Below are 12,692 nucleotides of genomic sequence, written 5' to 3' on the forward strand. Positions count from 1 at the left end.
CAAAGTCCGACGGGATCATTGCTTCGTTTGTGTTCGAGTCCTAGGGTGTGCCTGCTCAGCAGTTGCTCCGTCACCGTCAGTTGCACGTCTCCCAACAGAAACACCCATCGCAGATGGGTGGTTGGGAGTCCCGTCTGACATGCCCTCAGTCCGTGCAGCACCCTGTCGAACCGAGGAAGGCCACGGTCATGCCGCACCCGCACCCGCACCCCTCTCCCGCCGACCGGCCGGTCGTCAGCCGTCGCCGACTGCTGGAGGGAGGAGCCGCCGTGCTCGGCGCGCTCGCCCTGTCCGCGTCGCCCGCCGCGGCGCACGCGGCCGGCCGGCGCCCGGCGGCGGACGGCCCTCCGGAGTGGAACGACGGCCTGAGCGTGTACCGGGTGGGCACCGAGCCGCCGCACACCACCCTCATGCCCTACGCCGACCTCGGGCAGGCGCTGAAGGGCGACCGCGAGCGCTCGCCGTACCGCCTGAGCCTCGACGGCACCTGGAAGTTCGCCTACGCGGACCGCCCCGACGACCGGGACCCGGACTTCTACGGCACCGGCGTCGACGACTCCGGCTGGGACACCATCCCGGTGCCCTCGGCCTGGCAGATGCACGGCTACGACTTCCCGATCTACGTCAACATCACCTACCCCTGGTGGGGGGCCAACGGCGGCGGCGAGAACGCCCAGCCGCCGGCCGCCCCGACCCGCTACAACCCCGTCGGCCAGTACCGCCGCACGTTCACCGTGCCCCGCAACTGGTCCGGCCGGCGCACCTTCCTGCACTTCGAGGGCGTCAAGTCCGCCCACTACGTGTGGATCAACGGCGAGCTGGTGGGCTACCACGAGGACTCCTACACCTCCGCCGAGTACGACATCACCCGCCATCTGAAGCCGGGCACCAACCAGATCGCCGTCGAGGTGTACCGCTACTCCGACGGGGACTGGCTGGAGGACCAGGACATGATCCGGCTGAGCGGCATCTTCCGCTCGGTCCACCTGTACTCCACCCCGAACGTGCACCTGCGCGACTTCAAACTGGACACCCCGCTCGGCGACGGCTACACCTCCGCCGAGCTCAAGGTCACCGCGCACGTCCGCGACTACGGCGGCAAGGGCGCGGGCCGCTACACCGTCGAGACCCAGCTCTACGACGCGCGCGGCCACGCCGTCTGGTCCCGGCCCCTGCACCGGCCCGTCGACGTCCCCGACGGCGACGAGGCCACCGCCGAGGCGTCCAGAGCCGTCCCCTCGCCGAAGCTCTGGTCGGCCGAGCACCCGAACCTCTACACCGCCGTGCTCCGCCTGCGCGACCCCGCCGGCAAGGTGGTGGAGACCCTCTCGCACCGGGTCGGCTTCCGCGAGTTCGCGCTCAAGGACGGCCTGATGCGCATCAACGGCAAGCCGGTCTCCTTCCGCGGCACCAACCGCCACGAGATGCACCCCGTCACCGGCTCGGCACTCACCCGCGCGCAGATGGTCGAGGACATCGAGGTCATCAAGCGGCTCAACATCAACAGCGTCCGCACCTCGCACTACCCCAACAACCCGCTGTGGTACGAACTCGCCGACGAGTACGGCCTGTACCTCGTGGACGAGACCAACCTCGAAACCCACGGCATCCGCGACAAGTTCCCCGGCAGCGGTCACCCGGAGTGGACCGAGGCCTGCGTGGTCCGCGCCCAGAACATGGTCCACCGCGACAAGAACCACGCCTCTGTGGTCATCTGGTCCCTCGGCAACGAGGCGGGCAGCGGCACCACCTTCAACGCCATGTACGACTGGATCCGCTCCTACGACCCCAGCCGCGTCATCCAGTACGAGGGCGACGACCGCCCGGGCATCAGCGACATCCGCTCCGAGATGTACGACAAGCCGCAGCGGGTCGAGCAGCGCGCCAAGGACACCGGCGACACCCGGCCGTACGTGATGATCGAGTACTCCCACGGCATGGGGAACTCCAACGGCAACTTCAAGAAGTACTGGGACATCATCCGTCGCCACGACGTCCTCCAGGGCGGCTGGATCTGGGACTTCGTCGACCAGGCCCTGCGCTGGCCCACCCCGACCCGCAAGCTGCTCACCGAGTCCGGCCCGGGCTCGCTGCGCGGCGAGGTCATCGCGCCCTCCGGCACCTTCGACCGCGAGAAGGGCGTCTCCGGCGGCACCGTCTTCCCCCGCGACACCCGCCTCGACCTCACGGGCTCCCTCACGCTGGAGGCCTGGGTCACCCCGCACGTGACCGGCTTCCACCAGCCGATCATCGCCAAGGGCGACACCCAGTACGCCCTGAAGCAGACCGACAGGAACCTGGAGTTCTTCATCCACGGCGGAGGCCAGTGGGTCACCGCGAGCTGGGCGCTGCCCGACGGCTGGACCGGCGCGGAGCACCACATCGCCGGTGTGTTCGACGCCGACGCCGGCACGCTCACCCTGTACGTCGACGGCCGGGTGCGCGGCACCCGGACCACCACCCGGCGCCCGGCCGACAACACCGCGTCCCTGTCGCTCGCCACCGACATCGACAACCCGACCCGGGAGTTCAGCGGCACCATCCGCCGGGCCCGCGTGTACGCCCGTGCGCTGAGCGCCGCGGAACTGGCCTCGGAGACCCGCAAGCCGGGAGACGAGGGCGTGCGCTTCTGGTTCGACGCCGCCACCGCCGGCTTCACCGAGAAGCGCCCGCGCGACAAGACGTTCTACGCCTACGGCGGCGACTGGGGCGACAACCCCAACGACGGCGCGTTCTGCGGAAACGGCATCGTCACGGCCGACCGCGGCCTCACCGGCAAGTCCGCCGAGGTCAAGCAGATCTACCAGGCCGTCAACGCCACCCCGGCGTCGGGCGGCCCCGGCGCCGTCACGCTCACCAACGAGTACCTCTTCACCAATCTCCGTGAGTTCGACGGACGCTGGTCCCTCGTCGCCGACGGCGAGGTCGTCCAGCGCGGCCGGCTGACCCGCGACCAGCTGAACGTCGCACCGCTGAGCAGCAAGGACATCAAGGTTCCGGTGCGGCTGCCCGCCAGGCCCGAACCCGGCACCGAGTACTTCCTCCAGCTCTCCTTCACCACCAGGGAATCCACCCGGTGGGCCAAGGCCGGCTTCGAGGTGGCCAAGCAGCAGCTCGCCCTCGACGCGGGCAGCCCGGCCGTGAAGCCCGCGCCGCTGCGAACCGTGCCCGCCCTCAGCCACACCGACGGGGACAAGGCCGTCACCGTGAAGGGCAAGGGCTTCGCCGTCACCGTCGACAAGAGCACCGGGACCATCACGTCCTTCGAGGCGGGCGGCACCCGTCTCCTCACCTCCGGCCCCGCCCCGAACTTCTGGCGGGCACCCACCGACAACGACCGCGGCAACGGCCACCACACCCGCAACCAGATGTGGCGCGACGCCGGAGCGAAGCGGAAGGTGACCGACGTCCGGGTTCGGCCCCTGGACGACCGGGCCGTCGAGGTCACCGTCACCGGCACGCTGCCCACCGGTACGGCGTCCACGTTCAGTACCACGTACACGGTCTTCGGCCACGGCGAGATCAAGGTCGACAACACCCTGCATCCAGGTGCGGCCGGCCTCCCGTACATCCCCGAGGTCGGGACCCTGCTGTTCCTGCCCCGCCGCCTGGACCGGCTGCACTACTACGGCCGGGGCCCGGAGGAGAACATGTGGGACCGCAACAACGCCACCGACGTCGGCCTGTACTCCGGCACCGTCTCCGGGCAGTGGACCTCCTACCTGCGTCCCCAGGAGAACGGCAACAAGACCGACGTCCGCTGGGCCGCGCTCACCGACCGCAGCGGGCGCGGACTGCTCGTCTGCGGTGAGCCGCTGCTGGAGGTCAACGCCTCGCACTTCACACCGGAGGACCTGTCGGCCGGGGCCCGCCACGACTACCAGCTCACGCCCCGGGACGCGGTGATCCTCCGGCTCAACCACCGCCAGACGGGCGTGGGCGGCGACGACAGCTGGGGGGCGCACCCTCACGACGAGTACAAGCTGTTCGCCGATCGCGACTACGCGTACACCTACCGGCTGCGTCCGCTGACGCGGGTGAGCGAGGCGATGCGGGCCTCGCGCCGGCCGACGGCCACCGCATAGCTCCGGTCGTGTGACAGCGGCGCCGTCTCAGTCGGCGGCGTCGCTGATGCCCAGGCGCAGATGCTCCACGTGGTAGACGGCCTGGTCGAGCAGCTCGGCGACATGGTGGTCGTGCAGCGCGTACACCACCGAACGGCCCCGCCGCTCACCCACGACCAGGCCCAGATTGCGCAGCAGCCGCAGCTGGTGCGAGCAGGCCGACTGCTCCATGCCCACCTCGGCGGCCAACTCCGTGGCCGGCAGCGGGCCTTCGCGCAGCCGCGCCAGAATGAGCAGCCGGGAGGGCGTGGACAGGGCCTGGAGCGTGGTGGCGACCTTCGCGACGTTGTCCGCGTCCAGGCGTACGCGCGCGCCGGCGTCCTGCACGGGGGTGACGGCTCCATGACCCATGACGTCATCGTACCGGCCCCGCACGAACACATGAATGAATCTTCATCTGTGCCGGTGGGGTGGCGGGGCGTGGGCGGGTCGATGTCGGATTCTCGCCAGCCCCGTGCCGCCGGGTGCCGGATGCTGGACCCATGCAGACGGGAATGCACACCGACACCGAGCGCTGCGTGCGCGCCGTGCAGTCGAAGGACGCGCGGTTCGACGGCTGGTTCTTCACGGCCGTCCTGACCACCGGCATCTACTGCCGTCCCAGCTGCCCGGTGGTGCCGCCCAAGCCGGAGAACATGGTGTTCCATCCCAGCGCGGCGGCCTGCCAGCAGGCCGGGTTCCGGGCCTGCAAGCGCTGCAGGCCCGACACCAGCCCCGGCTCCCCGGAGTGGAACCAGCGAGCCGACCTCGTGGCCCGCGCCATGCGGCTGATCGCCGACGGCGTCGTGGATCGCGAGGGTGTGCCCGGGCTCGCCGGCCGGCTCGGTTACAGCACCCGGCAGGTCGAGCGGCAGCTCCTCACCGAGCTGGGGGCGGGCCCCCTCGCACTCGCCCGCGCCCAGCGGGCCCAGACGGCGAGGCTGCTCATCGAGACGACCGCCCTGCCCATGGCGCAGATCGCCTTCGCCGCCGGCTTCGCCTCGATCCGGACCTTCAACGACACGGTCCGCGAGGTCTTCGCCCTGCCCCCGGGCGAGCTGCGTGCCCGCGCCCCGAAGCGGCAGGGCGCGAGCACCCCCGGCGCACTGGCGCTGCGGCTGCCGTTCCGCGCCCCGCTCAACCCCGACAACCTCTTCGGCCACCTCGCGGCGACGGCCGTACCCGGAGTGGAGGAGTGGCGCGACGGCTCCTACCGCCGCACCCTGCGGCTCCCGTACGGCCACGGCATCGTGGCCCTCACCCCCAACCCGGACCACATCGCCTGCCGCCTCACCCTCAGCGACCTGCGCGACCTGACCGTCGCCATCAGCCGCTGCCGCCGCCTGCTCGACCTGGACGCCGACCCCGTCGCGATCGACGGCCTGCTCCGCACGGACCCGGTCCTCGCGCCGCTGGTCGACAAGGCGCCCGGCCGGCGTGTGCCGCGCACGGCCGACGAGGCCGAGCTCGCCGTCCGGGCCGTGCTCGGCCAGCAGGTCTCCACCGCCGCCGCGCGCACCCACGCGGCCCGCCTGGTCACCGCGCACGGCGAACCGGTCGAGGACCCCGAGGGCGGCCTCACCCACCTCTTCCCGGCGCCCGAGGCCCTCGCGGCGCTCGACCCCGCGACCCTGGCGATGCCCCGCACCCGCCGCACGACCTTCACCACCCTGGTCCGCGCCCTCGCCGACGGCGACCTCCACCTGGGCGTCGAGAGCGACTGGCCGGGCACCCGCGACCGGCTCCTCGCCCTGCCCGGCTTCGGCCCCTGGACCGTGGACGTCATCGCGATGCGCGCCCTGGGCGACCCCGACGCCTTCCTCCCCACCGACCTCGGCATCCGCCGCGCCGCCCGGGAACTGGGCCTGCCGTCCACCCCCGCCGCGCTCACCGCCCGCGCCGCTGCCTGGCGCCCCTGGCGGGCCTACGCCGTCCAGTACCTCTGGGCGACCGACAGCCACCCGATCAACTTCCTTCCGGTATAGGGATGTTCGATGAAACAGCACACCGTGACCGACAGCCCGTACGGCCCCCTCACCCTCGTCGCCGACGACGGTGTCCTGTGCGGCCTCTACATGACCGACCAGCGCCACCGCCCGCCGGAGGAGACCTTCGGCGCCCGCGACGACACCCCTTTCGCGGAGGCGGAGGAGCAACTGGAGGCCTACTTCGCGGGCGGGCTCAAGGAGTTCACCGTCACACTGCGCCTGACGGGGACCCCGTTCCAGCGCGCCGTCTGGGACGCGCTGCGCCGCATCCCGTACGGCGAGACCCGCACCTACGGCCGGCTCGCCGGCATCCTCGGCGCCCCCGCCGCCTCCCGCGCGGTCGGCCTCGCCAACGGCCGCAACCCCATCGGCATCATCGTGCCGTGCCACCGCGTCATCGGCGCGAACGGCAACCTGACGGGGTACGGCGGCGGGCTGGAGCGCAAGCAGCGCCTGCTGGACTTCGAACGCGGAGCCGCCCTTTTCTGACCTTTCCGACTCCGCAACTCATCAAATTTGACTAGACTGAGGTCATGCCGGAGAAGACGATCCCGATCCTGCCGTGCCGGACCCTCCAGCCCGTCCTCGACTTCTACACCGCCCTCGGCTTCGAGGTGACGTACCGGCAGCGCAGCCCCAACCCCTACGCGGTCGTGGAACGCGGCGCCATCGAGCTGCAGTTCTTCGCGATGAAGCAGTACGAGCCGACCGTGTCGGTCAGCACCTGTTACGTCCTGACCGACGACGTCGACGGCCTCTACCGGTCGTTCCGGGCCGGGCTCAAGGAGACGTACGGCAGGATCCCCACCCGGGGGCTGCCGCGGGTCGGGCCGCTCAAGGACATGTCGTACGGCGTGCGGCAGTTCCTCGTGACCGACCCCGGAGGCAACTGCGTCCGCGTCGGGCAGCGCACCGGCGAGGAGCGGCACCACGGGCCCGCCCCCGAGGAGACGTTCGCGCGGGCCCTGCACTTCGCGTCCCTCCTGGCGGACTCCAAGGGGGACACGGCGGGCGCCGCCAAGGTCATCGACCGGGCGCTGCGTCTGACGGACGAGACGCCGACGCCCGTCCAGCTGCTTCAGCTCCTCGTCCTGCGTGCGGACGTCGCGGGGCGGCTCGGCGACGAGGAGGCGACCGCGGCCGCCCTCGCCCGGGCGGCCGCGCTCGACCTCACCGAAGCCGAGCGCCACCAGGGCCGTGACGCGCTCATGCGCCTGTCGGACCTGCGGGGCTCGCCTCGGCGGTGAGGCCGCGCAGCAGCTCGGGCAGGGCCGTGCCGATGGGGTCGCGGACGATCTCGTCGGCCCGGTCGTCGTACGGGGTCGGCTCGGCGTTGACGATGATCAGGCGGGCGCCGTGGTCGGCGGCGACACCGGCGAGGCCGGCGGCGGGCTGCACCTGGAGGCTCGTACCGACGGCGACGAAGATCTGGCAGCCCTTGCTGATGGCGGCCGCCTGACCGAGGACGACGGGGTCGAGCCGCTCGCCGAACATCACCGTCGCCGGCTTCAGGATCCCGCCGCACTCCAGGCACGGCGGGTCGTCCTCACCCGCCTCGACCCGTGCGAGTGCGTCCGTCATGGGGCCGTCGGCACGGCAGCCGGTGCAGACGAAACTCCGCGCCGTGCCGTGCAGTTCGAGCACCTTGCGGGCGGGCATCCCGGCGAGCTGGTGCAACCCGTCCACGTTCTGCGTGATCACCCGCACCGGCACTCCGGACCGCTCCAGTTCGGCCACCGCCCGGTGCGCGGCGTTGGGCTCCGCCCCCAGGGCCCCGTTCACGCGCCGCATCCGCCAGGAGCGGCGGCGGATCTCCGCGTCACCCATGTAGTACTCGTACGTGACGAGCTTCTCGGCTTCCGGGTCCCGCCGCCAAAGCCCGTTCGGCCCGCGGTAGTCCGGGATCCCGGAATCCGTGCTGATGCCGGCTCCGGTGAGCAGGGCGACAAGGGGTTTGGCCATGTCACCGAGGGTAGGCCGGGCCGTGGGGGAGCGGCGAACGGATATCGCGGTGCCCCGGACCGGTGTTACTGTCCGCCCATGGCCAAGGTCACTGTCTCGCTCGACGCCGAACTCGTCGTGGAAGCCATGGTGCTCGCCGGGGTGGGCAGTCCCCAGGACGCAGTGGAACTCGTCGTCCGCGACTACGTCGAGCGCGGTCACCGCACCGAGGCCCGCGTGGCCGCACGCGACGAGGCGCTGCGCGAGGTCGACGTCAAGCCCCGGGACGTCGAGGCCTGAGCAGTCGGCGCCGTTCAGGCGACCCGGTGGCCGTTCTCCAGCTCCGCCGTGCCCGAGCCGTCCGCCAGGACGTCGAGGGCGGCCAGGACGCGGCCCCCGAGGGCGCCCGGCAGATACTCGGTCAGCTCCTCGCGCGAGACCAGCCGCCAGGACAGCAGCTCCTCCTCCTGGAGTCGGATCGCCCTGACCTCGTCCTCGCTCAGCACCCCGCCGTCGTAGAGGTACGCCACCAGCGGCGGACGGCCCGTGCCGTGCACCCAGTCCACCGCCAGCAGCCGGCCGGGCTCCCGGTCCAGGCCGATCTCCTCGGCCGTCTCGCGCCGCGCGCCCTGCCGAGGGGTCTCGCCGTCGTCGGACTCGACGGTGCCGCCGGGCAGCGCCCAGCCCTCCCGGTAGTTGGGCTCGACGAGCAGCACACGGCCCTCGCCGTCCCGGAACAGCGCGGCGGCGCCGGCCAGGACGCGGGGCAGCGAGGCGATGTAGGTGGCGAAGTCAGGAGAGGCGGTCACCGGTGCAGGGTAACCACCGGATCCCGCCTCATCCCCCGGCGGTCAGGCCGCCGGCTCCGCCAGCCGCAGCGTCCGTTCCGCCAGCTCGCTGATCCGCACCCCGTCGAAGCCGAACACCGCGCTGCGGACCGTGTCCTCCAGCGGGGCCTTCCACTGGCCGGGGATGGCCGCCGCCCCGCCGAGGACGCCGGCCACCGAACCCGCGGTCGCGCCGTTGGAGTCGGTGTCCAGGCCCCCGCGGACGGTCAGGGTGATGGTGCGCGTGAAGTCGCCGTCGCCGTAGAGCAGGCCGGCGGTGAGGACGGCCGCGTTCGGCACGGTGTGGATCCAGCCCATCCCGGTGGTTTCCTCGGCGACCGTGGTGAGCGTGTCCTCCCAGGACATCCGGGTGTCGTGCAGGGAGGCCACCCGGCGTACCGTGCGGGCGAGGCGGCTGCTCGCCGGGATCACCGTCAGGGCCTCGTCCAGGGCGTGCCGCACGGTGGGCGCCGTGAACGCCGCCGCGATCAGCGCCGCCGCCCACATCGACCCGTAGACCCCGTTGCCGGTGTGCGACAGCACCGCGTCCCGCCGGGCCAGGGAGGCGGCGCGGCGCGGGACGCCGGGGCAGGTCCAGCCGAAGATGTCGGCGCGGATGAGGGCGCCGATCCACTCCTGGTACGGGTTGTCGTACGTCGCCGTCAGCGGCGGCTTCAGCCCGTTGGCGAGGTTGCGGTACGCGGCCCGCTCGGCGGTGAACGTCTGCAGATACGGCAGCCGCAGCAGCCACAGGTCGCCGACCTGCTCGGTGCTGAAACCGAAGCCGTGGGTCTCCAGCAGGTCGAGGCCGAGGATCGCGTAGTCGATGTCGTCGTCACGGCAGCTGCCGTGGATGCGGCCGCGGACGCAGCTGCGCCACTCCGGCCGCAGCGCGAAGCCGTCGTGCTCGCTGATCGGCTCGGGCAGGTAGTCGGTCAGCGGCAGGGCCGCGGCCCGGCGCAGATAGCGGTCGATGCGGTCGCGGGTCCACACCTCGCCCTGCTCGACCGGCTTGCCGAGCATGTTGCCCGCGATGCGGCCCTGCCAGCCGCCGAGGATGCGGTCGGCGAGATGGGTCCCGGTGCTTGTCTCCGTGCCGGCACTGGTCATGGTTACGGTCTACCCCTTTCGGGGCCGAAGGGCGCGGTCCACGGGCTGGGCGTCTGCATGACGAGGGGGGTGTCCTCCGGTTAAGGTCACAGCGGCGCGACTGGCCCTGACGTGCGTGAGGGCCCGGAGAGCAAGGGGAGTGCAAGTGGCGGACGCTGCAGTGAGCGACACCCGGACGGCGCAGAGGGTGCTCGTCGCCGCGGACAAGTTCAAGGGGTCGCTGACGGCCGTGGAGGTCGCCGAGCGGGTCACGGCGGGGCTGCGCCGGGTCCTGCCGGACCTCGAGGTCGAGGCGCTGCCCGTGGCCGACGGCGGCGACGGGACCGTGGCCGCGGCGGTCGCGGCCGGGTTCGAGCGCCGGGAGGTACGGGTCGCCGGTCCCCTGGGCGACGAGGTGACGGCGGCCTTCGCGCTGCGCGAGGGCACCGCGGTCGTGGAGATGGCCGAGGCGAGCGGGCTGCAACGGCTGCCCGCCGGGGTCTTCGCCCCGCTCACGGCGTCCACGTACGGCTCCGGCGAGCTGCTGCGGGCCGCGCTGGACGCGGGCGCCCGCACGATCGTCTTCGGGGTCGGCGGCAGCGCCACCACCGACGGCGGCGCCGGGATGTTGTCGGCGCTCGGCGCCCGGTTCCTGGACGCCGGCGGGGAGCCGGTGCCCCCCGGCGGCGGCGGACTCGCCGAGCTGGCCACCGCCGACCTGTCGGGACTCGACCCGCGCCTCGCCGAGGTCGACCTGGTCCTCGCGAGCGACGTCGACAACCCGCTGACCGGCCCGAAGGGCGCCCCCGCGGTCTACGGCCCGCAGAAGGGCGCCTCACCCGACGACGTGGAGACCCTGGACACCGCCCTCGCGCACTTCGCGAAGGTGCTGGAGGGCCCGGCCGGCCCGAAGGCCGCCGCGCACGCGGCGTCGCCGGGTGCGGGCGCGGCGGGCGGCATCGGCTACGGCGCCCTGCTGCTCGGCGCCCGCTTCCGCCCCGGCATCGAGGTCATGCTCGACGTCCTGGGCTTCGCAACCGCCCTGGACCGTGCCGACCTGGTCATCACCGGTGAGGGCTCTCTCGACGAGCAGACCCTCCACGGCAAGGCCCCGGCGGGCGTCGCCGCGGCGGCCCGTGCCGCGGGCAAGGACGTCGTAGCCGTCTGCGGCCGCCTCGCCCTGCCGCCTCAGACCCTGGGCCGCGCCGGTTTCCGCCGGGCGTACCCCCTGACGGACGCGGAGCCGGACGTGGCGAAGTGCATCGCCGAGGCCGGGCCGATCCTGGAACGGGTGGCGGAGCGGATCGGGCGGGACTTCCTGACCTGACCTGGCCTGATCCCCCTCTCCTCACCCGTCAGGGCAGGGGGATCAGCTCACCGTCCGGGTTCCTGAAGTAGCTGCCGTCGGTCAGGCCCTCGACCTTGCCGTTCTTGAACCACTGCTTCGACATGTGGTGGACGGTCCGGGCGGTGAGCTCCCACACCAGGGAGTGGCCCGCGCCGGCGAGGCAGAACATCAGCTTCCGGGGACCCTTGACGGCTGCGTAGAGGGCGGGCACGGAGAAGCGAACAGGGTCGGGGAAGGTCGCTGGGCTGTTGGCTGCCCGGTCCAGCTCCCCGTAGATGATGAGCACGGGGACCCGTTCGCCGAGGACGCGCGTGCCGGGCGGCTTCTCGTGGGGCACCGTCTGGCTGTTCCAGCCCCACCAGTAGGTGTTCCGGTAGCGCAGGATGCCCTCGGAGACGCCCGGCTCCACCTCGGGGCCCCACTTGCTGCCGAGGGGGTCGCTCTGCATGCAGGCCTCCCAGACGAGGTCCACGATGCCGGGCTCCCGGAGGGCGGGGTTGCCGTCCAGCCCCGTCCTGAACCCGGTCTTGGTGCCGACGAACATCGGGAAGCCCCAGGTGGTGGCCGGCGTGGACACAGGAAGTGTCTGGGCCTCGGCCGGACGCCCGAAGGGGTCGTCGGGGTTGTCCGACCAGCGTCCCTTGGGCGGGAAGACCGGGGCGAGCAGGAGCAGGTTCTCGACGTTGTCGGGCTTCTGGAGGGCGTAGGTGCCCATGACGGCCGCTCCCAGGGACCAGCCGACGAAGCGGATCGGCTTCTTCCTGCCGGGCAGGCCCCGGATGTACTCGACCACCGCGTCCAGCTCCGCCCACTCGCTCTCCGAGTTGCCCAGCTGGGACGGGTACGGGGGCGGGGGAGGGCACGGCGCCTGGAGGGGGTTGGGGACGAGGACCGGCTGCTGGGTCGGGCTGGCATTGCACGGATCGTCCATCCTCGGGCGGGGCGACCGGCCGGATCCCTGCAGGTCCATGATGAAGACGTCGTAACCGTCGCCCGCGAGTTCCTGAGCCCAGCTGTAGCGGGTGGCGGGGCCGCCGGGAACCGGCGCGAGGTCGAACCCCGCCAGCGCCGGCACGCTTCTGCCGTGCAGCATCAGCACCGGCTTGTGCGCTTGGTTCGGCCTGGTGCCGTCGTACTCCCGGACGGGCAGGGTCACCGTGTCGCCGAGATTCGCGGGGATCTGGGACTGGAGCGTGACGTCGTGTTCTCTGAGGATGGGCGCGGACATGACCGTCTCCCGGTCTGGACAGTGGGATGAACTCTGTGAAACCCCCCTTTTCCACCCTCCTCTTCCTGTGTTTCTCCTGCAAATCGGCCTCAAACGGGAGTAGTTGATCGGTCAAAGTACAGAACGGGACGTCCTTGAACGCGAAACGGGTGTGGCCCGAGCCTCGAA

General features: G+C 72.1%; 11 protein-coding genes. 6 read left to right on the forward strand and 5 right to left on the reverse strand.

Annotated elements, in window-relative coordinates; all coding sequences use genetic code 11:
- Window positions 1-188: 188 nt before the first annotated feature.
- Window positions 189-4,085, forward strand: a complete 3,897-nt coding sequence (locus ACFU3E_RS31030) for a glycoside hydrolase family 2 TIM barrel-domain containing protein (RefSeq protein WP_384165630.1) — start codon at window positions 189-191, stop codon at window positions 4,083-4,085.
- 27 nt (window positions 4,086-4,112) lie between these two features.
- Here ACFU3E_RS31030 and ACFU3E_RS31035 read toward each other — a convergent pair whose 3' ends face one another.
- On the reverse strand, window positions 4,113-4,475 hold the full coding sequence (locus tag ACFU3E_RS31035) for an ArsR/SmtB family transcription factor (RefSeq protein WP_384165633.1): 363 nt from the start codon (window positions 4,473-4,475) through the stop codon (window positions 4,113-4,115).
- A gap of 131 nt (window positions 4,476-4,606) precedes the next feature.
- On the opposite strand from ACFU3E_RS31035, the gene ACFU3E_RS31040 reads away from it, so the two are divergent.
- The 3 genes from ACFU3E_RS31040 to ACFU3E_RS31050 are packed head-to-tail and all read left to right on the forward strand — an operon-like array spanning window position 4,607 to window position 7,338.
- Window positions 4,607-6,088: an AlkA N-terminal domain-containing protein gene (locus tag ACFU3E_RS31040; RefSeq protein ID WP_384165637.1), complete on the forward strand. Its 1,482-nt coding sequence runs from the start codon at window positions 4,607-4,609 to the stop codon at window positions 6,086-6,088.
- Between the two features lie 9 nt (window positions 6,089-6,097).
- Window positions 6,098-6,580 (forward strand): methylated-DNA--[protein]-cysteine S-methyltransferase, encoded by a 483-nt coding sequence (locus ACFU3E_RS31045; protein WP_384165640.1) that lies wholly within the window; start codon window positions 6,098-6,100, stop codon window positions 6,578-6,580.
- Between the two features lie 44 nt (window positions 6,581-6,624).
- On the forward strand, window positions 6,625-7,338 hold the full coding sequence (locus ACFU3E_RS31050; protein ID WP_384165643.1) for a bleomycin resistance protein: 714 nt from the start codon (window positions 6,625-6,627) through the stop codon (window positions 7,336-7,338).
- Here the strand turns inward: ACFU3E_RS31050 and ACFU3E_RS31055 are convergent.
- Complete coding sequence (locus ACFU3E_RS31055; protein WP_384165646.1) at window positions 7,298-8,053, reverse strand: NAD-dependent deacetylase; 756 nt, start codon at window positions 8,051-8,053, stop codon at window positions 7,298-7,300. The two genes, ACFU3E_RS31050 and ACFU3E_RS31055, sit on opposite strands and share 41 nt — an antisense overlap.
- A 78-nt stretch (window positions 8,054-8,131) precedes the next feature.
- On the opposite strand from ACFU3E_RS31055, the gene ACFU3E_RS31060 reads away from it, so the two are divergent.
- On the forward strand, window positions 8,132-8,332 hold the full coding sequence (locus ACFU3E_RS31060; protein WP_248509427.1) for a type II toxin-antitoxin system VapB family antitoxin: 201 nt from the start codon (window positions 8,132-8,134) through the stop codon (window positions 8,330-8,332).
- A 14-nt stretch (window positions 8,333-8,346) separates the two neighbouring features.
- Here the strand turns inward: ACFU3E_RS31060 and ACFU3E_RS31065 are convergent, their stop codons facing one another.
- Window positions 8,347-8,841 carry an NUDIX domain-containing protein gene (locus ACFU3E_RS31065; protein ID WP_384165650.1) on the reverse strand — a complete coding sequence of 165 codons (495 nt, stop codon included), beginning with the start codon at window positions 8,839-8,841 and terminating at the stop codon, window positions 8,347-8,349.
- A 42-nt stretch (window positions 8,842-8,883) separates the two neighbouring features.
- Window positions 8,884-9,969: an ADP-ribosylglycohydrolase family protein gene (locus ACFU3E_RS31070; RefSeq protein ID WP_384165653.1), complete on the reverse strand. Its 1,086-nt coding sequence runs from the start codon at window positions 9,967-9,969 to the stop codon at window positions 8,884-8,886.
- Between the two features lie 187 nt (window positions 9,970-10,156).
- Here ACFU3E_RS31070 and ACFU3E_RS31075 point away from each other — a divergent pair, with 187 nt between their 5' ends.
- Window positions 10,157-11,275 (forward strand): glycerate kinase, encoded by a 1,119-nt coding sequence (locus ACFU3E_RS31075; protein WP_384165662.1) that lies wholly within the window; start codon window positions 10,157-10,159, stop codon window positions 11,273-11,275.
- Between the two features lie 28 nt (window positions 11,276-11,303).
- Here ACFU3E_RS31075 and ACFU3E_RS31080 read toward each other — a convergent pair whose 3' ends face one another.
- Window positions 11,304-12,524 (reverse strand): alpha/beta hydrolase, encoded by a 1,221-nt coding sequence (locus ACFU3E_RS31080; protein ID WP_384165656.1) that lies wholly within the window; start codon window positions 12,522-12,524, stop codon window positions 11,304-11,306.
- Window positions 12,525-12,692: the final 168 nt, after the last annotated feature.

This window comes from Streptomyces sp. NPDC057424 (assembly GCF_042803315.1).
Taxonomy (GTDB): Bacteria; Actinomycetota; Actinomycetes; order Streptomycetales; family Streptomycetaceae; genus Streptomyces.

Excerpts from the sequence above, each read along its gene's own strand:
- ACFU3E_RS31030 (WP_384165630.1), top strand. The coding sequence starts at position 189 with ATGCCGCACCCGCACCCGCACCCCTCTCCCGCCGACCGGCCGGTCGTC.
- ACFU3E_RS31055 (WP_384165646.1), bottom strand. The coding sequence starts at position 8,053 with ATGGCCAAACCCCTTGTCGCCCTGCTCACCGGAGCCGGCATCAGCACG.
- ACFU3E_RS31035 (WP_384165633.1), bottom strand. The coding sequence starts at position 4,475 with ATGGGTCATGGAGCCGTCACCCCCGTGCAGGACGCCGGCGCGCGCGTA.
- ACFU3E_RS31080 (WP_384165656.1), bottom strand. The coding sequence starts at position 12,524 with ATGTCCGCGCCCATCCTCAGAGAACACGACGTCACGCTCCAGTCCCAG.
- ACFU3E_RS31060 (WP_248509427.1), top strand. The coding sequence starts at position 8,132 with ATGGCCAAGGTCACTGTCTCGCTCGACGCCGAACTCGTCGTGGAAGCC.
- ACFU3E_RS31040 (WP_384165637.1), top strand. The coding sequence starts at position 4,607 with ATGCAGACGGGAATGCACACCGACACCGAGCGCTGCGTGCGCGCCGTG.
- ACFU3E_RS31070 (WP_384165653.1), bottom strand. The coding sequence starts at position 9,969 with ATGACCAGTGCCGGCACGGAGACAAGCACCGGGACCCATCTCGCCGAC.
- ACFU3E_RS31045 (WP_384165640.1), top strand. The coding sequence starts at position 6,098 with ATGAAACAGCACACCGTGACCGACAGCCCGTACGGCCCCCTCACCCTC.
- ACFU3E_RS31050 (WP_384165643.1), top strand. The coding sequence starts at position 6,625 with ATGCCGGAGAAGACGATCCCGATCCTGCCGTGCCGGACCCTCCAGCCC.